We start from the raw sequence: 18,532 nt of genomic DNA on the forward strand, positions 1-18,532 counted from the left end.
CTCACACCGCGAAGCGCTCGGCGTCGGCGCGCCGGAGCGAGATCCCCATGCCGGAGCGATCGAGGTCCGGGGCGAGCGCGCCGCCCGCGGGCACCGCCGCGCCCTCGAAGAGCATCCGCTCGATGCGGACGTGGTCGTGAAAGAACTCGATGTGCGCGAGCCGCTGCACCGCGCACGCGGGGTGCAGGTGCAGCGAGGGGGCGCAGTGGCACGACAGGTCGATCGAGCGCGCCTCGCACAGCGCCGCGGCGGCGAGGAAGCCGGTGATCCCGCAGCGGCTCGCGTCCGCCTGCAGGACGTCGACGGCCCCGGCGTCCAGCATGCGGCGGAAATAGACGAGGTCGTAGCCGTACTCGCCCGCCGCGATGTCCATGCCGGCGGGCGCCCTGTCGCGCAGGAGCCGCAGCCCGTCGAGATCGTCCGAGGTCACGGGCTCCTCGAACCAGCGGACGCCCTCGCCGGCGAACCGCTCCGCGAACGCGAGCGCCTGCTTGCGCGAGTAGGCGCCGTTGGCGTCGACGAACAGCGCGGCGTCCTGGCCGACGGCGCGGCGCGCCGCGCGCACGCGCGCGAGATCCGCCTCGGGGTCGCGCCCCACCTTCATCTTCACGCGCGGGATCCCCGCGGCGACCCAGCCGCCGAGCTGCTCCGCGAGCTCGGCCTCGGTGTACGAGGTGAACCCGCCGCTGCCGTAGATGGGCGCGCGGTCGCGCGCCGTGCCGAGCAGCGTCGCGAGCGGGAGCGCGAGCAGGCGGGCCTTCAGGTCCCACAGCGCCGCGTCGACGGCGGCGATCGCCATCTGCGCGATCCCGGGCCGACCGAGGTTGCGGACGCTGCGCGCCATCGCGGCCCACGCGCCGGGGACCGCCATCGCGTCGCGCCCGCGCACGACGCCGGCGAGCCGGTCGGCCACGAGCCGCGCCGTCGCGACGTCGGCGTACGTGTAGCCGAGCCCCCGCTCGTTCCCGGCCGACGCGTGCACGACGACCAGCGTCGTCTCGCGCCACGCGAGCGTGCCGTCCGACTCCGGGCGGTCGGTCGGGACAGTGTACGCGGCCACCTCGATCCGCTCGATCGGGACCGACGCGTGATGCGCCTCGTGGCTCATCGTCAGCCCCGGTGCGGGATCCAGCTCTCGATCATGTCGCGGTACGCCTGCCGGACGATCCCGCGCCCGCCCGGGTCGCCCCGGAGCAGCGCCGACGTGAGCATCGTGGCCTGCTTCAGCGTGATGTGCGGCGGCAGCGGCGGGACCTCCGGGTCGGTGATCGCCTCGACCACGACCGGCCGGTCGACCCGGAAGGCCTCGTCCCAGGTGCGCGCGACCTGCTCCGGGCGGTCGATCCGCACGCCGCGCAGCCCGAGCGCCTCGGCGTAGGCCGCGTACGGGAAGTCCGGCAGCGTCTGGGACGCCTCGAGCTTGGGGTCGCCGCTCATGGCGCGCAGCTCCCAGGTGACCTGGTTCAGGTCGCGGTTGTTGAGCACCAGCACGACGAGGCGCGGGTCCTTCCACTCGCGCCAGTACTTCGCGACGGTGATGAGCGCGTTGATGCCGTTCATCTGCATCGCGCCGTCGCCGACCATCGCGACGACCGGGCGGTCGGGGAAGGCGAACTTCGCCGCGACCGCGTACGGCATCGCGGGCCCCATCGTCGCCAGCGTCCCCGAGAGCGAGGCCATCATCCCCGCCCGGATCTTGATGTCGCGCGCGTACCAGTTCGCCGACGAGCCGGAGTCGGCGGTCAGGATGCAGTTGTCGGGCAGCCGCGGCGACAGCTCCCAGTAGACGCGCTGCGGGTTCAGCGGGTTGGCGTCGTTCATCGCCCGCGCCTCGAGCACCTTCCACCAGTCGGCGACGCTCTCCTCGATCTTGCGCCGCCACGAGCGGTCGGTCTTGAGCTTGAGGTAGGGGATGAGCGCCCGCAGCGTCTCGGCGCAGTCGCCGATCAGGTTGACCTCCATCGGGTAGCGCAGGCCGAGCATCCGGCCGTCGATGTCGATCTGGACGCCGCGCGCCTTCCCCTCCTCCGGCAGGAACTCCGGGTAGGGGAAGTTCGAGCCGACCATGAAGAGCGTGTCGCAGTTGGCCATCATCTCCCAGCTCGGCTTGGTGCCGAGCAGGCCGATCGCGCCGGTGACCCAGGGCAGGTCGTCGGGGAGCGCCGCCTTGCCGAGCAGCGCCTTCGCGACGCCGCACCCGAGGATCTCGGCCGCCCGCGTGACCTCCGGCGCGGCCCCGAGCGCGCCCTGGCCGATCAGCATCGCGACCCGCTTGCCGGCGTTGAGCGCGTCGGCCGCGCGCCGCAGGTCCTCCTCCTTCGGCACGACGCGCGGCGAGGCGTAGCCGATGCCGGAGTGCACGGTCCCGTGCGCGTGCGGAGGCTGCTCGACGGCGTCGAGCTCCTGGACGTCCTTCGGGACGATGACGCACGTGACGGTGCGCTCCGCCCTGGCGATGCGCATCGCGCGGTCGATGAGGTGGCGGATCTGCGCCGGAGAGGACGCCATCTGCACGTATTCGTGCGCGACGTCCTTGAAGAGCGTCACGAGGTCGACCTCCTGCTGGTAGTGCCCGCCGAGCGCGGCGCGGTCCTGCTGGCCGACGATGGCCACGACCGGCTGATGGTCGAGCTTCGCGTCGTAGAGCCCGTTCAGGAGGTGGATCGCCCCTGGCCCCGAGGTCGCCAGGCACACGCCGATCTCGCCCGCGAACTTCGCGTGGGCGCACGCCATGAACGCGGCCATCTCCTCGTGCCGCACCTGGATGAACCGGAGGTCCGGAACGCGGTGGAACGCCCCGACGATCCCGTTGATGCCGTCGCCTGGATAGGCGTAGACGCGCCGGACACCCCACGCGACGAGGCGTCTCAGCAGGAACTCGCCGACGGTCTGGGCCATGATTTCCCCCAGTGCGAGCTCGCAGGTGAGCCCGACCCAGCGCGGCGTGCGACAAGCGTGCCGCCTCGCCGCGCCGCGCGCTGCGTGCCGCGGCTGCGCGTGCGAGCGTGCGCTATGCGCGCGGGCGCGGGCAGGCAGGGCGGCGTTTCCCTCACGTGAGGAGGCGCCGCCATGGGCTCGCGCGCCGCGCGGCGACGCTGCGCGCGCCGAACCCGACAAGGGCCGCCGCGCACAGCGCGAGGGCGCCGACCGACCTGCGATGAAGATCGAGCCAGAGCTCCAGGCTCGAGGGCTTCGCGCGCCGGTCGAACGGGCCGTGGGCGCCGAAGTCCCCCGGCACGGGCGCCCACAGGTTGTCGTGGCGGTCGGGATCGGCAGGCTCGTCGGTCTGCTGCCGCGTGTACCCGACCCGGGCGAGCCAGCGATCGAGCAGCCCGGGGATCACGCGGTTCCCCCAGATCGCCTCGACCGTCGGGAAGCCGACCATGACGTCGCGGCGGTCGTGGTGCGCCGCCCAGTAGAGCGCGTCGGCGCCCACCTCGGGCTGAAAGATCGGCGGGACCGGCTGGGGTTTGTGGGCCATGCGCGACTTCGACCAGAGGAACTGCGGCGTGTTCATCGCCGGCAGGTGCACCATGCTCACGCGCACGCGGCTCCCGTCGTGGAACAGCTCGCTGCGCAGCGACTCGGTGAAGCCCACGATCGCGTGCTTGGACGCGCAGTAGGCCGACTGGAGCGGGATGCTCCGGTGAGCGAGCGCGGAGCTCGCCTGAACGATCGTCCCGTGATCGCGGGGGAGCATCCGCGAGAGCGCCGCGAGCGTCCCGTGCACATAGCCGAGGTAGTTGACCTTCATGACGCGCTCGTACTCCTCCGGCCGCGTCTCCCTCACGGGCGAGAAGACCGACGTCATCGCGACGTTGATCCAGGCGTCGATCGGGCCGAAGCGCTCCTCGACCGCCGCGGCCGCGGCCTCGACCTGGGCGAAATCGGCGACGTCGGTCGGCAGGACGAGCGCGCTCGCCCCGGCGTCCTCTGCCTCGCGCCGCGCCCCCTCGAGCCCGTCGCGCCCGCGCGCGACGAGCCCGATGCGAGCGCCTTCGCGCGCGAACCGCCTCACCGTGGCGCGCCCGACGCCCGCCGACGCCCCCGTGATCACCACGACCTCTGGCTGCCTGGAATCGTCCATTCCCATCGTGCCCCCACCTCACCCGCGGCGTCAGGCAACGCGAATGCCACCCGGCGCGTCAGCGGCCGGTCGACAGGACGCCGGCGATCTGCTGAGTCGGGCCCGCCGTGACGCGGTGCGGGCGGTGTGTATGATCGGAAGAGAGGATGGAAGAGCTCAGGGAACCAGGACCCTTCAAGGATCCGGTCAAGTGGCTGCTCGGCCGGAAGCTCCTGCTCGACCTGCGCTGGGTGATCTTCACGGGCGTGCTCGGCGATCGCTGGGGCGGCGTCGACTGGATGACGGCGACGACGCACGAGGAGCTGTCCGACGGCGACGAGCTCTGGTTCGACTACCTGGCGGACACGGGAGACGGCCAGTGGGCGACGTACCGGGCTGCAACTGGGTGCCTGAGCGATCTCTGGCTCACGGGCGCCGAGCGCGTCCTCGATATGGAAGAGGACGGGGCCAAGCGCCTTCCGCGCGGGCAGTTCCTGCTCATCGGCAGCGACCTCGCCTATCCGACGGCGAACCTCGAGACGCTCCGCGAGCGGCTCGAGATCCCGTTCCGCTGGGCGCAGCGCGCGCTCACCGGGCGCCCGTCGGTCGAGAGGCCCTCCCGGCTCTATGCGATCCCGGGCAATCACGACTACTACGACGCGCTCCGCGGGTTCAGCCGTGTGGTGAGGAAGCCGGGCCACGATGTCGAGTCGCTCCTGGTCGGTGGATTCTCGAGCGAACAGCAATCGAGCTATTTCACGATCCGGCTCCCGTTCGGGTGGTGGCTCTTCGCCGTCGACGCGCAGAAGGGGAGGATCGACGCGCGACAGAGGGCCTTCTTCAACGGCGTCATCGACGAGCAACGAGCGCGCGGTCAGCCGGTGGAGAAGCTGATCGTGGCGACGCCGGAGCCGACGACCGCGTTCGGGAGGCTCGCGCGCGAACGAGGGGAAGGGGAGGAGGGGGGCGACGAGATCGTCCAGACGCTCACGGCGATCCAGGTCGAGGTCCCCTTCGTGAAGGGGGGCAAGCTCGAGCGCGAGCGGTGTCGGCTCGATCTCTCGGGGAACTTCCACCACTATGCGCGTTACTGGGGGCCGCCCGCGAAGGGTGAGGACGAGCGGCGGCCCGATCGCAGCGAGAGTTATGCCTCGGTGCAGTCCGGCCTCGGCGGCGCCTTCTTGCACCCTTCCCACACAAGGCTCGGCGACGAGGCGCCGGCCGCCCTCTACCCGGCGGTCGAGGTCTCGCGTGAGCGCACGAACCGCGCGTTGCTCGACCCGTTCACCATGATGCTCACCGGGAACGTGTGGTTCGCGGGCGCGCTCGTCGCGGTGATCCTCTGGATCGCGGCGCGGACGCCGGGGACTCAGGAGCTGATCGAGGCCTTGCTGTCGGCGCTCGGCCACCTGCCGCGGGCGGGAGCGCTCGTGGACGCCGCCGGCGCGAGCCCCTGGACCGGCGCCTTCGCGTTCGTCATCGCGGTCGCGACCGCTGTCCTCGCCGTGGGCGCCGCGTGGTCGGTCCGGTGGGTTCAGTGGAGCGACACGCGCCTGGCTCGGCGGCTAGGCGCGCCTCCGCTGCTCGCGTGCGCGGCGCTCGGCCTTTCGCTGTGGGTCGTCGTCGCGCGCGCCCCCGGGCCCCACGGCGTGTTCAGCAGCGTGGCGCTGCTCCTGTTCCTCCTCGCGCACGCGCTGACGCTCTATGTCGGCGTGGCGTCGGGCCAGCTGTTCTCCGACCGCGCGGGGCGGTGGACCGGGCTCGCGTCCCCGGTCGGCGTGCTGCTCTCCCTCGGCGTGTTCGGGTCGGCGTGGGCCGCGATCCACTGCTTTGGCCAGCAGCCGGTCGCCCTCGTCGGCGTCCACTGGGCGTTCGCCGCGGTCGTCTTGCTGGGCGTGCTCGGCCTTCCGCTCTTCGCGTGGAGCGCCGGGGCGAGCCGCCGCAGGTGGCCGGCGCGGGTGGGGTTCCTCGCGCTCGGCCTCCTTCACGCAGCGCTTCAGCTCGGGACACCCCTCTCGTGGGTCCGGAGCGGCAGCCCGGTGGGCGTGCTCGCGGCGATCGGGGTCGCCGGCGTCGGCGCGCTGATCGGGCTGCGCGTGACGCGTGCGGGGGGCGACAGGCCCCTCGTGTGGACCGCCCTCTGGGTGGTCACGGGATCTCTCGTCCTCTCGATGCCGTTCGTGTTCCCGGCGGAGGTCGCGAGGAACGACTGGTCCCGTCTGGTCCTGCTCGCGCCGGTCGGCGCGCTGTTCTCGGCCATCTGGTTCGGCTGGTACCTGGTCGTCAGCCTGGCCTTCAACGGCCACAACAACGAGGCTGGCAGCGCCGCGCGGATCGATCAGTTCGTCGAGTTCGTGCGCATCCGGCTCACCGCGGGCGGCCTCGAAGCGTACGTCATCGCGATCGAGGGCGACAGGAGGGCCCCGAGGAAGCTGCGGTTCAAGCTCGTGGATCGGTTCAAGCTGATTCCCCAGCGAGCTCCGGCCCGCGACGGCGGCTCTTCGCCGCTCTGAAATCACGGCGGTCGGGCGCCAGGGGGCGTGTCCCCGGCGCCGCGCCCCGCCGCGAGATCACGGCCCGCACAGCTCCAGGTCCGGCGGCGGCGGCGCCGGGTACGCGTCCGTCGCCGTCTTCGCGAACTGGCACGCCAGATCGTCCGGCTGACACCCCGCCTGGGAGATGCACGCGCCGCTCTCGTCCGTCCCCTGACAGAGGCACTCTTCATCGCCCGGGGCGCAGATTTCCACGAGCTCCATCATCCCTTCGTCCTCGTGGTTCAGCTTGTGGCAGTGCGCCACGAACTGTCCCGTGAACCGCCGGGGGTTCATGATCACGTCGCGCGGCCCGTCCTCGGCCTGGACCCACATCGTGTCTCGCCAGTGGGCGAAATTGGGCTCCTTGTTCGACTTGTTGGGGCACACGAGGAAGGGGTTGATGTGGATGTGGAAGGGGTGCCCGTCGAACGCGCGTATCTCCCACCGCTCCGCGCTCCCGACGGTCATCACCCGATCGCTCCGGTAGCCGCGGGCGCGCCGCTGGTCGAACTTGCGGCAGCTGATGTTCGGATCCGGGCAGATGCACACCGGGGCGTCCGGATCGACCTCGTGCGGGTGGTCTCCCGGATCACACGACATGAGCGCCACATCGCCGCTGAGATCGGGCGGCTTCTGCCCCGGCGTGGGCACGAGCAGCACCACCTTCTGGTGCACGGCCTCGACCGAATCGCAGCTCACCTCCGTCTCCTTGCCGTCGACCGTGCCTGTCCACGAGGTGGGCGGCGCGAGCGCGGCCACGTCCGCCTCCGCGGGCAGGTTCACCTCGGTGGGCTCGCCCGCGCTCGGGTCCACGTCGACGATCGCGATGACGCTCCCCAGGAGATCGTTCGGCCGGCGGCCGACGAGGCAGAGCGTCTGCTTGCCCTCGGGCATCTTCACCATCACGTCGGCGCGGTACCCGGGGGAGACCCACACCGTGTCGCTCCTGTAGAGCTGCGGGAGCGTCAGCCCATCGCGCGCGATCTGCGTCGTCTCGATGGGCGTTTTGTCGAAATCGGAGCACGCCGCGTCCTTCGCGACGTGGAGCTTCATCCCCATCTCGTCCGGGCTGCCCGCGTAGACCATGCGCCAGCGCTCCACCTGTCCGGGCGGCGTCACGAGCCGCGGCCTCAGCTTGCCGTTGATCAGCGTCGCCCGGAGCGACTCGACCGCGAGGAAGTCGGTCACCGACAGGCTGTCCTCGGTGCAGTCCTCTCCCTCTTTCAAGGGAACCGTGTTCTCGTGATCGATGGGCACCTGCGTCATCACCATCACCCGCTCTCTGGCCTTGGCGATGCCGGGCAGCTCGTCGAGCGCGCCCTCGATGATGAGCGCCCCGGCGGCCCCATCCATGACCTGGATGGCCGTCGAGCCGTGGATGTGAGGGTGATACCAGTCCGTCCCCTCGTGGTGAGTCCCGTCCTCGTCCAGGTCCCAGCGGTAGCGGGCGCTCTCGCCGGGCCCTACCTGGTGCAGCACGTGGTCCCCGAAATACCTCCCCTCCGGCGCGCAGCCGTCCCCCTCGCACGGGTCCGCGGGGTCGTCTGTCGCGAAGTTGGGCTGCACGTGCAGGCCGTGACCGTGCAAGTTCGTCAGGTTGAAGTCGTGGCACGACCGTGAGCCATGGCCCATCATGCTCGCGATCTCGCGAAAGTCGCTCTTCGTGAAGTCGTTGTACAGGTTCACGTGGACCCTGCGATCCTCGCCCTTCGGGACGCGGATCGTGGGGCCGCTCGTCATTCCGTTGTAAGCACGGAGGCAGAACCGCCGTCCGTCGATCTCGACCGCGCTCGGGCCGAAGTGGAGCTCGTACGCTCCGTCCGCGCCCGGCTGGAGCTCGGGGGGGTCCTCGTACGTCGACGTGGTCAGCGGCGTCGTGCCCGTCTCCTCGCCTCCGCCGCACCCCGTGAGCGCCGCGAGCGAGAGGGCCAGCGCTGCGAGCGGGCGTGAGCGCGTGAGCGCGTGCGAATCGTCTCGTGCCATCAACTTGTCTCCTCCTTTCGCGACACTATCGAGCGGCCCACCTTGCGGATGGCCGAAGACGGTCACCCCTGGCTAGAATGCGGACAGTGGCAGGGTGTATGGATCTCGAAGAGCTTCGCGCCTTCCTCGCGGTGGTCGAGGCCGGCTCGTTCCTGGGCGCGGCGCGCGCGCTCGGCTCGTCGCGCACGACGCTCCGTCGTCAGGTCGCGTCGCTGGAGGCGCGCGCCGGCGTCCTGCTGCTCGAGAGCGTGCGGAACGGCGTCGTGCCGACCGAGGCGGGGCAGGTGCTCGCCCGGAAGGGGCGCGGCATGGTGCAGGAGGCCGCCGCGCTCCTGGCCTCGATCCGGGAGGTGGGCGACGCGCCCTCGGGCACCCTCCGGGTCATCCTGCCGGTGGGGCTGCCGCCGCACGTGCTCACGCCGCTCTTCGCCGCCATTCGCGGCGCGTATCCGAGGCTCCACGTCCACTGCCGCTTCAGCAACGATCCGCTGGGCGAGGCGCTGACGGACATCGACATCGCGGTCCACTTCGGCGAGGACGCGCCGAGCGGGCACTGGATATCACACGTCGTCCTGCGCGTCCGCGAGTGGCTCATCGCCAGCCGCGCGTACCTGGAGAGGCGCGGCACGCCGCGGACGATCGACGATCTGAGGCACCATGAGCTGTTCGCGTGGCAGGCCCCCGGCGAGGACGCGCGCACCTGGCGGACATGGCGGGGCGCGCCCTTCACCGTCCAGCCGGCCCTCATCGCGACGGATATCCACTTCATTCGTCACTGCTGCATCTCCGGTCTGGGCATCGGCCTCGTCCCCGACGCGCTCGTGCCCGACCCCGACGTGGGGCCCGACGTGCTCGTCCCGGTCCTGCCCGACGTGGTCGGGCAGGAGCGGCCGGTGCGGCTCAGCGTGCCTGGGGCGCTGTCGGAGATCCCGAAGATCAAGGTGTTCATCGGGCACGTGCGCGCGTCGCTCGGGAAGCTGTAGCGAGGCGCTGTCGGGAGCCCGCGTCCGGACCTGGAACGGCGTCGTCGCCGCGATGGGATGGTCCCCCGCCGCAGATCGTGCTGCGATCGGATCGAGAAGGCCGTCCAACAAGCGACCGTCGAGGGGGTGCCATGGCAAGATACCACCGAAGAATCGCGGCCTTTTGCGCGGCCGCTGCGATGGCGGTGACGGGGTTCGCCCGAACGGCGCGAGCGCAGGTCGCGGAGGCGGTCTACGAGGACGTGAGGGACATCATCGAGGATCTGATCCAGCGGGAGGTCGCCGAGGCCGTCGCCCCGAACCTGGTGTGCCAGACGGCGCGTCTGGCGAGCACCGATCGGTACCTCGACGAATACGCGAGGATCGTCGACAAGCTCGAGGCGGCGGAGGGCTCCGAGAAGGATGCGCTCGAGAAGCGGCGCGACGATCTGAGATCCGTCCTGCGGCGCGGGTTCCCGATCCTCACCTATTTCCCTCTCACGCTCCAGCGGGTCTTCCGGCGGCAGTTCAGCGCCATCCGGACGAGCGTCGCGGACGAGGCCGCGGGGTTCGCGGGGCACATGGTCTACGTCGGGCTGACGTCGAACGAGGGCCAGATCAGGAGGCCGCAGGGCACGCAGAGCACCGAGCTCCTGCACAAGTTCGCGAGCGTCGACGACGCCCGCGCCGAGCGCGCGGCGCCGAGCAAGCTGACGTGGGCCAAGCTCGACCCGCAGGCGTTGAACACCTGTGTCTCCGTGCTCAAGGAGGAGTTCGCCGTGGGGGTCCCCGACGCCGGCGCACAGTCGCCGCTCGAGAAGGACTGCGGCGTGAGCGGGGCGTCAGGGACCAGCTACGCGTGCGAGCTCGCGTTCGCCGTTCGCGCCACTCTCCAGAGGAAAGGCGCCCTGGCGGAGGAGCACTTCATCAGGGCGGCCGCTGTCGTGGTCGGGGCGACGGCGGCGGAGGCGCTCGTGATCACGGATGGCGCCGTCAGGCGAAAGCTCCTGGACGAGGCGGTGCTGGTCACGAGAGACGTCCTGCGCGGCGGCAAGAAGCTCGACGACATCGTCCCTGTGCTCGTGGCCGCCGCGCCTGCCGCGCCAGGTGCCTCCGAGGCAGATGCGGCCGCTGCCGCCGCTCAGGCCCAGGCGAAGGCCCGGGAGCTGCGCTCCAGGCTGAGCAACCTCGATCGCCTCCGGGTCCAGTGGAACATCGGCACCCGGGGCGGCGCCAACAACATGGATATCGTGAGCTTCGTGAACGTCATCGGCGCCGTGGGCGGCTCTCTGCGCGATCTCTGCGACGCGAGCCTGATCGGCCAGATCTGCGCTCAGATCGAGAGACAGTCCTCGGCGCTGACGAAGATAGGCGATCTCCAGGCGGACCTCTGGCCGGCGATCCGGCTCGCCAGCCAGGGCGAGTACGGCGAGGCCGCGAGCCGCGCGATCAGGACGTTCTTCTCCTCTCGGCTGGGAGGAGACGGCGATCAGGTCGAGATCTACCGGCGCTTCGCCGAGTCGGTCATCGTTTACGTCCTGGCGACGGTCGACGACAGGGTGCCTTCGGACGCCGACCGCGCCGCGTTCCGGGAGGCGTCCGTCGAGGTGCTGCGGGAGCTGGGCACGGGGGGCGGCATGGATCGCTGGTGGGGCCACGCGTCGTACAGGCCCGACCTGGCGCTGCGTGTGTCGTGGAGCCCGAGCTACATCGACGGCAAGGCAGGCTCGCCGAGGATCGTGCCGTCCGCGAACATCGTCAGCCTGCGCGGTGTGCTGCGTTATACGGATGCGTATTACCTCGCGCTGCAGCCCTCTCTCATCGACCCGCTCGCCCCCCTGAGCGAGCTCGCGCTCCGGCGATCGGAGGCTGTCGAGTACGAGGATTCGGGCCGCGTCCTCCTGAACGCCGTGACCCCTCGGCTCGACGTGATGATCGGCGTGCCCGCGCTCTCGAAGCACCTCGTCGTCTCTGGCGGCGCCTCCCTGCGCCTCTCGGTGCCGTTCAAGAAGAAGGATCAGGCGGGGTGCGACGGCGCTTGCTACCGCTACAAGTTCCTCTGGAACAAGAAGGACGACGTCGTCTCGGACGCGGCCGGGCTCGGGTTCATCGAGTTTGGCTTCGGGGTCAAGTACCTGCTCTGACGGGCCCGGCGGCCCAGCGCGGCGAGCGGCGCCGGAGCGAGCAGAAGAACTGAAGATGTATACTTGACAGTTGTAGTGTCTCGATGCACGATGGGCCTCGTGATGACGTACAAGCTCGACGAGCTCGCGGGCGAGGCGGGGGTGGCGCCGCGCACGGTGCGGTATTACGTGCAGCGCGGTCTCCTGCCGGCGCCGGAGTTCCGCGGGAAGGACACCTCCTACGGGCGAGAGCACCTCGCGCGGCTCCGCGCCATCAAGGTCCTCCAGCAGGCGCACTTGCCGCTCGAAGAGATTCAGGCGCGCCTCGCGGAGGCGGGCCTGGAAGAGATCGAGCGCATCGCCGCGGGCGCGCCGCCGCGCGGCCTGGAGACACGCGGTGCCTGCTTGGAGGAGGCCGCCGCGACGCCTCCGCTTGGCGCCGGCGCTCCGCGCGGCGGGCGCTGGGAGCGGATCGAGATCGCCGACGGCGTGGAGCTCCACGTGCGGAGCGACGCCCCGGAGCGCTCGCGGCGCATCGCCCTCGATATCGAGTCTCGTTACTCAACCCTTGCCCCGAAAGGCTCGCGATGAACCCGTCCATCGATCCTTCGCACCCGTCGACGATGTCGTGTCTACGCTCCGCCGAGGGCCACCCGGTCCCGCTGCTCGGCGTCTCCCTCTCCGGGGAGGTGCTCGGCGGCGCGGCGCGGCTCGTCGTGCGGCAACGCTACCGGAACGAGGAGCGCCGGCCGATCGAGGCGATCTACACCTTCCCGCTCCCGGGTGAGGCGAGCATCGCGGGCTTCGCCATGGAGTGCGCCGGCCGCAGGCTCGAGGGGGAGGTCAAGGAGCGCGAAGAGGCGTTTCAGGCCTACGACGAGGCCATCGCCACCGGCCACGGCGCGGCGCTGCTCGACGAGGAGAGGCGCAACGTGTTCACGGCGAGCGTCGGCAACCTCCTGCCCGGGGAGGAGACGGTCGTCGAGGTCGCGTTCGTGCAGCCGCTCACGGCCGACGAGGGGGCGCTGCGGCTCATGATCCCGACCCTCGTCGCGCCCCGCTACACCCCGGGCGCGGCCGGGGGCGACCGGACCGCTCACGGCGTCCAGGAGCCCACGGGCGACGTGCCCGACGCCGACCGGATCTCCCCCGAGATCGCGCGGGTCGATTACGGGATCACCGTGGATATCGTCTTCGATCTCGGGCGGGACGTCGCGATCGAGAGCCCCTCACACGCGCTCTCGGTGCGCCGCGAAGAGGGGTATCGCCAGCGGGTCTCGCTCCGGAACGACAAGGCCGCGCTCGATCGGGACATCGTGCTGCTCGCGGCTGGCACCGCGGGCGTGCAGGCAGGTGTGGTGTGCGACAGGACGTCAGGCAAGGAGGGGACGTTCGCCCTCACCGTGGTGCCGGACCTCTTCGACACGCAGGCGCACGCGAAGCGGGCGTCCTCCCGGCGCGACGTCGTGTTCGTGGTCGACGTGTCGGGATCGATGCAGGGCGAGTCGATCGACCAGGCGAAGCGCGCGCTCCGCCTGTGCCTCCGCCACCTCGCCGAGGGGGATCGGTTCGGGGTGATCGCCTTCTCCAGCGATTTCAAGGCGCTCGAGCGGTCGCTCACCCCCTTCACGCAGACGACCCTGAAGGCCGCGGACGCGTTCGTCGAGGGCCTCCGCGCGGACGGCGGGACGGAGATGCTGGAGCCGCTGCTCGCGGCCGCGGGCATGCTCGGCGACGCGGAGCGAGATCGCGTGGTCGTGCTGCTGACGGACGGTCAGGTGGGCAACGAGGCGCAGATCGTCGATCGCGTCGTCGAGCGGGGCAAGGGGGTGCGGATCTACACGTTCGGCATCGGCACGAACGTGAGCGATGTGCTTGTGAACGATCTCGCGCGCAGGACGCAGGGCGCCGCGGAGTTCATCCACCCGGGCGAGCGCATCGACGAGAAGGTCACGGCGCAGTTCGCGCGGGCGACGGCGGTCCGGATCACCGGGCTCGAGGCGCGCTTCGAGGGGGTCGACGTCGGCGAGCTCGCGCCGGCCGAGCGCCCCGCGCTCGTCGACGGGGAGCCGTGGGTGCTCTACGGCCGCTACGGGCAGCCGGGGATGGGGCGCCTCTCGCTCCGCGGGACCCTGCGCGGAGAGCGCTTCTATCTCGAGGTGCCGGTCGAGCTCGCGGCGGAGGCGTCGCGACCCGGGCTCGAGGCGCTGTGGGCGGGCGCGCGGGTGCGGGAGCTCGAGGAGTCGGAGCGCGGGCTGTCCGGCAAGCGCGCCGAGGCGATGCGAAAGCGCATCGTGGACCTCGCGGTCCGGCACCGGGTGGCGTCGAAGCACGCGTCGTTCGTGGTGATCGAGCGGCGCACGGGCGACCGGCGGGCCCACGGGCAGCCCGAGGCGCGGCCCGTGCCTGTGAGCGCGCCGGCGGGGTGGGGGATGTCGAGCCGCCGCGGCCCGGCGGCGGCCGCCGCCGTGTTCGCCGCGATGCCGATGGGCGGGGGCGGCCCGATGGTGGGCGGCCCTGCCGTCATGAGGGCCAGGGTCTCCGCGCCCGCCCCCATGGCGGCTGCCGCCCCGCCCAGCCCGCCCAGAGCGGCGCCGGCCGCGCGCGGTCTGCTGGCGCGCGCCAAGCAGCTCTTCCAGCCCGAGGGGGCCGCGGCCGCGCGCGGCTCGGCCGACCTGGCGGCGGGCTCCTTCGCGCCCCCGAGCGCCCCCGCGCCGGGCGGACCCGCGTCGCTGCACCGCGGGCCGCCGCCGCCTGCGGCCGCTGCGCCGGCGCCGAGCGCCGTTCCTGGAGGGGTCTCATCGCAGGGCGACGGCCTGGGGCGCCTCTTCGAGGAGCAGCTCGCGTCCGGGCTCTGGGAGCGCGGAGACTCGACCGATCTCGGCCGGCTCTCCGGCACGGCCCTGTGCCTCGCCACGTGCCACGACCAGGGCGTCGACTCGGCCCACCCCATCTACGGCGCCCAGGTGGCCAAGGCGGTCGAGGCGCTCTGCGCGCTGGCCGCGTCGCTCCTTCAGCGAGGCGGCGCCGATGGGGAGGTCGCCGCCTCGCTCGCGGCGGCCTACCTCGTCGCGAGCGGCCGGCGGCTGCGGGCACAGGTCCGCGACGCCGTGGCGGCCGCCGCGCCGGAGGCGGTGCGCGCGCTGCTGGGCGAGCTCGGGGACGCCGGGGCGCTCAGGAGAAGGGTCGACGCGCTGCGCGGCGCGTGACGGGCTCGCCGCGGCCGGAAGGTCGCGGCGGCTCCCGCGTCGCTCTCGTCGCTCTCACGGATACGTGTCGTTCCCGTCCTTCGTGCCGGCTCCCGGGCGGGCCTCGCCAGCCGGGCGGGCCGCACCAGCGGGAGCCGCGCCAGCCGGGGCCGCGCCAGCCGGGCGAGCCGCACCAGCCGGGGCCGCGCCAGCCGGAGCCGCGCCAGCCGGAGCCGCGCCAGCCGGGCGCTCCGCGAGCCGCGCAGTCCCCTCGATCACGATCTCCAGGCGCGGCTCCGGCGATTGCGCAGGGGCGCCGCCGCCCGCGTCGGCGGGCGGCAGATTGGCGAAGCTCGCCAGGCTGAGCTGCGCGATGGGCACGCCGGCCTCCTTGGGCTGCGCCAGGAAGAGCAGCACGGCGCGCGCCTGGGCGACCGTCACATCCCAGCTGTTGCGCCAGGCCACGCCCGGCGTGCCGCTCGCCGTGTGGCCGACGACCTGGTAGCCGAGGCCTTTGAGCGGCTCGTTGTCGCGGATGATCGCCGAGATGTCCCGCAGCACCTTCTCGCCCGCCGGGGAGAGCGCGTCGCGGTTCCCCTTGAACAGGACCCGGGTCGGGATCGAGATGACCACGCGGCCGTCGCGCGGCGCGACCGTGACCTCTCCGGCGGCGACCGGAAGGAACGCCCTGAGGACGTCGCTGTCGCGCTCTGGCGCCGGGCGAGCCCCGGCCGGCTCGCCGCGCTGCGGCCCCTCGCCCGGCCCGACGTCGAGGCCGGAGATGGGATCGTTCGCCCAGTGGGGCTCGGCCGCGGCGCCGCCACGCGAGCCCTGCTCTTCCAGCTGGCGGACGCGCGCCTGGCTGGTTTGCAGCTCGCGCTGGAGGCGCTCGGACCGGTCGAGCTGAGCCTGCATTTCGAACTCGGTGTAGCCGCACCCGGCGAGGACCGCAGGCGCGAGCAGCGCGGCCAGGCGGAGCCCGGTGAAAGCGGCCCGGATGGGGCGGGAAGGGGAGGGCTCGGCGCGCCCCTTCGCGCTCACCTCTGCGACACCCGAAACAGGCAATTGCACTTTGCAGGCTCCTTCTCGCCGGATCATCCGGATCCATCCTCCTCGCGCTGGTGCGCTGAGCGGGCGGGAGCCTATCCGAGCGGCCGTGAGCCCACAAGGCGCGGGCGGCGCTCAATCTACGTCCGGGCCACGTCCGGGCCACGTCCGGGCCGCGCTCGGGCCACCCCCGAGCGCGCGATCGCGGATGGCGCGCTCGGCCCGCGCCTCGCGGCAGAGCCTGGGCGCGCGCCGCGGCGTCGCGTCGCGCGCCGCTATAGGACGAGGCGCTTTCCCGCGAGGGGCTGCTCCACGAGGCCCGCGCCTCGTCCTTTGTCGCTCCCACGGTCCTCCCGGATCTGCTAGTGCTGCCCGCCGCGCCGGCGCCCGCCCGGGAGCGCCCGCCCGGGAACGGCGACCTCCTGCGTGGAGCGCGCTCGTCGCACGTCAGCCATGGCTCAAGGTTACCTCTTCCTGATCATCGCCCTCGTCTTCAACGCGACAGCGAACATCCTGATGAAGCTGGCGTCGCGGCGCGTCCCCTCGATGGAGGGGCTATCGCTCGTCCAGAAGGTCCTCGCGCTCGCGACGAACTACCATCTCGTGCTGGGGCTCGTGCTCTTCGCGTCGAACATCCTGTTTTACGTGCTCGCGCTCAAGCGCATCAACCTGTCGATCGCCTATCCGATCATGTCGTCGGGCGGCTTCCTGCTCATCTCGGTCTTCTCCGTCTACTACCTGCGCGAGACCCTGACGACGGTGCAGATCGGCGGCATCGTCCTCATCGCGGCGGGGATCGCGCTGCTCGCGTACAACATCAGCTAGAGGACCGATCAGTTTGATTTTGTGGTAATCCCGAGCGCTTCGATGGAAGCGCTCGACGGCCTCGCCGGGCCATGATCTCGTCCGCGCCTGGAGGTGCACGGATGGAACGATGGTTGCCGCCGGTGGAGCTGTCGCGGCAGGAACAGGCGCTCATGAAACGGCTGAATCGGGTGCGAGCCCTGTTCGGCTTTCTCAGGCTGCACCGGCACGAGCTATTCGACGAGACGTTCCAGGAGCAGCTGGAGAGCATGTACCGGACCACGGGAGCAGGTGAGCCGCCGCATCCGCCGGCGCTGATGTGCATGGTCACGCTGCTCCAAGGCTACGTCGGCGCATCAGATGCCGAGGCGGTGGAGCTGTCGATCGTCGACCTTCGCTGGCAGATGGTGCTCGGTTGCCTGGGGGCGGCCACGCCCGCGTTCGCGCAGGGCGCGCTGCAGGCGTTCCGAGAGCGGATGGTCGAGCATGAGATGGACCGGATGCTGCTGGAGCGGACCGTGGCGCTCGTTCGGTCGGGCGCGATGACGGAGAGCGAGAAGCGGGCGGTGTCCAAAGCGCTGCGCGTGGCCATCGATAGCCGCCCTTTAGCGGGAGCCGGGCGGGTTGAGGACACGATCAACCTGCTCGGCCATGCAGCACGCAGCATCGTCCGCGTCGTGTCGAAGATCACGGAGCGCCCGCCCGAGGAGATCTGTCGCAAGGCGGGCATCCCGCTGCTTCTGGCTCCCAGCATCAAGGCCGGGCTCGATCTCGATTGGAGCGACCCGAGACAGAAGGCGGCGGCGATTCAGATCCTGGAGCGGCAGGTCTCGTCCCTGCAGCAGTGGGTGGACCGCCATCTGGACGACGTTGTCGAGCAGCCGCTCCGCTTCTATCTGGATGCGGTCACACAGGTTCGGGACCAAGACCTGGAAACGGCTGAGGATGGGACCGTTCGCATCCGTCAAGGTGTTGCAGCTGACCGCCGTGTCTCCATCGAGGACGCCGAGATGCGCCACGGAAGAAAGAGCCGCTCGAAGAGGTTCGATGGCTACAAGGAACATATCGCACGCGACCTGGACCTTCCCGTCATCGTCGCCTGCGCTGTCACGCCAGCGAATCGCCCCGAAGAAGAGGGGGCCGCACCGATCGCCAAGGACATCCAACGTCAGCGGCTGTGCCTCGGCGAGCTCCATATCGATCGCGCCTATGTGAACAGTCCCGTCGTTGACGACGTGATACGCGACGGTGGCCAGGTGTTCTCGAAGCCTTGGGGACAGCGTGCTCGCAGACCCAACCTGTTCAGCAAGCGCGACTTCAAGATCGACCTGCGCACCAAGACGATCACCTGTCCGGCGGGACAGGTCGAGGTATTCGAGCCGGGCGACACCGTCGAGTTTGATCCTGAGGAGTGCGGCGCGTGCCCCCTCCGAGCCAGGTGCACCCAAGCCGCCTCGGGACGGGGACGGACCGTGTCCATCGCGGAGGACGAGGCTTTGCAGCGCAAATTCCGGAAGCTACAGCAGACGGGGGCAGGTCGCGCCGTGCTCCGCCAGCGGGTGGCTGTGGAGCATGCGCTCGCCCACATCGCGGCACGAAAGGGCCACACTGCACGCTACATCGGCGCCAGGAGAAATCTGTTCGACCTCCGGCGCGCAGCAGCGATCCAGAATCTCGAGGCGGCCCAACGCCTGATGCAGCAGGCAGCGTAACCTACCGTAATTTAATCGTTTTCAATGTGTTCGCCGCTCTAGGCCCCCCGGCCGGCCTCTGCGGCCCCGAGAAAGGACCGGCCTGCCGGCCCGTCTTTCCTTGGCAGCGGCCG

Annotated in this window: 12 protein-coding genes; 7 read left to right on the top strand and 5 right to left on the bottom strand. The window is 71.3% G+C overall.

What is annotated here, in order from left to right; genetic code table 11:
- Position 1: 1 nt before the first annotated feature.
- The 3 genes from WME90_RS11185 to WME90_RS11195 form a co-directional block, all read right to left on the bottom strand.
- Entirely contained in the window at positions 2 to 1,108 is a 1,107-nt protein-coding gene (locus tag WME90_RS11185; RefSeq protein ID WP_437281082.1) for an enolase C-terminal domain-like protein, read from the bottom strand.
- A 2-nt stretch (positions 1,109 to 1,110) separates the two neighbouring features.
- Positions 1,111 to 2,898: a thiamine pyrophosphate-requiring protein gene (locus tag WME90_RS11190; RefSeq protein WP_437281083.1), complete on the bottom strand. Its 1,788-nt coding sequence runs from the start codon at positions 2,896 to 2,898 to the stop codon at positions 1,111 to 1,113.
- 151 nt (positions 2,899 to 3,049) lie between these two features.
- A complete protein-coding gene (locus WME90_RS11195) occupies positions 3,050 to 4,087 on the bottom strand; it encodes an SDR family oxidoreductase (RefSeq protein ID WP_437283594.1) in 1,038 nt (345 codons plus the stop codon).
- Between the two features lie 146 nt (positions 4,088 to 4,233).
- On the opposite strand from WME90_RS11195, the gene WME90_RS11200 reads away from it, so the two are divergent.
- Entirely contained in the window at positions 4,234 to 6,579 is a 2,346-nt protein-coding gene (locus tag WME90_RS11200; protein ID WP_437281084.1) for a hypothetical protein, read from the top strand.
- A 57-nt stretch (positions 6,580 to 6,636) separates the two neighbouring features.
- Here WME90_RS11200 and WME90_RS11205 read toward each other — a convergent pair whose 3' ends face one another.
- Positions 6,637 to 8,583 (bottom strand): multicopper oxidase family protein, encoded by a 1,947-nt coding sequence (locus tag WME90_RS11205; protein WP_437281085.1) that lies wholly within the window; start codon positions 8,581 to 8,583, stop codon positions 6,637 to 6,639.
- A 98-nt stretch (positions 8,584 to 8,681) separates the two neighbouring features.
- Here WME90_RS11205 and WME90_RS11210 point away from each other — a divergent pair, with 98 nt between their 5' ends.
- The 4 genes from WME90_RS11210 to WME90_RS11225 all read left to right on the top strand — a co-directional run bounded on the left by WME90_RS11210 (position 8,682) and on the right by WME90_RS11225 (position 14,877).
- Positions 8,682 to 9,566 carry a LysR family transcriptional regulator gene (locus WME90_RS11210; RefSeq protein ID WP_437281086.1) on the top strand — a complete coding sequence of 295 codons (885 nt, stop codon included), beginning with the start codon at positions 8,682 to 8,684 and terminating at the stop codon, positions 9,564 to 9,566.
- A gap of 131 nt (positions 9,567 to 9,697) precedes the next feature.
- A complete protein-coding gene (locus tag WME90_RS11215; protein ID WP_437281087.1) occupies positions 9,698 to 11,689 on the top strand; it encodes a hypothetical protein in 1,992 nt (663 codons plus the stop codon).
- Positions 11,690 to 11,752: 63 nt separating this feature from the next.
- Complete coding sequence (locus WME90_RS11220; protein WP_437281088.1) at positions 11,753 to 12,259, top strand: helix-turn-helix domain-containing protein; 507 nt, start codon at positions 11,753 to 11,755, stop codon at positions 12,257 to 12,259.
- Entirely contained in the window at positions 12,256 to 14,877 is a 2,622-nt protein-coding gene (locus WME90_RS11225; RefSeq protein ID WP_437281089.1) for a VIT domain-containing protein, read from the top strand. Before WME90_RS11220 ends, WME90_RS11225 begins: the two co-directional genes overlap by 4 nt.
- A 54-nt stretch (positions 14,878 to 14,931) precedes the next feature.
- Here the strand turns inward: WME90_RS11225 and WME90_RS11230 are convergent, their stop codons facing one another.
- Positions 14,932 to 15,927: an OmpA/MotB family protein gene (locus tag WME90_RS11230; protein WP_437281090.1), complete on the bottom strand. Its 996-nt coding sequence runs from the start codon at positions 15,925 to 15,927 to the stop codon at positions 14,932 to 14,934.
- A 429-nt stretch (positions 15,928 to 16,356) separates the two neighbouring features.
- On the opposite strand from WME90_RS11230, the gene WME90_RS11235 reads away from it, so the two are divergent.
- Together WME90_RS11235 and WME90_RS11240 are read left to right on the top strand one after the other, a co-directional pair.
- Positions 16,357 to 16,728: a DMT family transporter gene (locus tag WME90_RS11235; RefSeq protein ID WP_437281091.1), complete on the top strand. Its 372-nt coding sequence runs from the start codon at positions 16,357 to 16,359 to the stop codon at positions 16,726 to 16,728.
- A gap of 101 nt (positions 16,729 to 16,829) precedes the next feature.
- A complete protein-coding gene (locus WME90_RS11240; RefSeq protein WP_437276906.1) occupies positions 16,830 to 18,419 on the top strand; it encodes an IS1182 family transposase in 1,590 nt (529 codons plus the stop codon).
- Positions 18,420 to 18,532: the final 113 nt, after the last annotated feature.

The organism is Sorangium sp. So ce375, from assembly GCF_051473855.1.
Lineage (GTDB): Bacteria > Myxococcota_A > Polyangia > Polyangiales > Polyangiaceae > Sorangium.

Coding starts and splice junctions, on each gene's coding strand:
- WME90_RS11235 (WP_437281091.1), top strand. CDS start 16,357: ATGGCTCAAGGTTACCTCTTCCTGATCATCGCCCTCGTCTTCAACGCG.
- WME90_RS11185 (WP_437281082.1), bottom strand. CDS start 1,108: ATGAGCCACGAGGCGCATCACGCGTCGGTCCCGATCGAGCGGATCGAG.
- WME90_RS11205 (WP_437281085.1), bottom strand. CDS start 8,583: ATGGCACGAGACGATTCGCACGCGCTCACGCGCTCACGCCCGCTCGCA.
- WME90_RS11200 (WP_437281084.1), top strand. CDS start 4,234: ATGGAAGAGCTCAGGGAACCAGGACCCTTCAAGGATCCGGTCAAGTGG.
- WME90_RS11240 (WP_437276906.1), top strand. CDS start 16,830: ATGGAACGATGGTTGCCGCCGGTGGAGCTGTCGCGGCAGGAACAGGCG.
- WME90_RS11215 (WP_437281087.1), top strand. CDS start 9,698: ATGGCAAGATACCACCGAAGAATCGCGGCCTTTTGCGCGGCCGCTGCG.
- WME90_RS11195 (WP_437283594.1), bottom strand. CDS start 4,087: ATGGACGATTCCAGGCAGCCAGAGGTCGTGGTGATCACGGGGGCGTCG.
- WME90_RS11210 (WP_437281086.1), top strand. CDS start 8,682: ATGGATCTCGAAGAGCTTCGCGCCTTCCTCGCGGTGGTCGAGGCCGGC.
- WME90_RS11190 (WP_437281083.1), bottom strand. CDS start 2,898: ATGGCCCAGACCGTCGGCGAGTTCCTGCTGAGACGCCTCGTCGCGTGG.
- WME90_RS11225 (WP_437281089.1), top strand. CDS start 12,256: ATGAACCCGTCCATCGATCCTTCGCACCCGTCGACGATGTCGTGTCTA.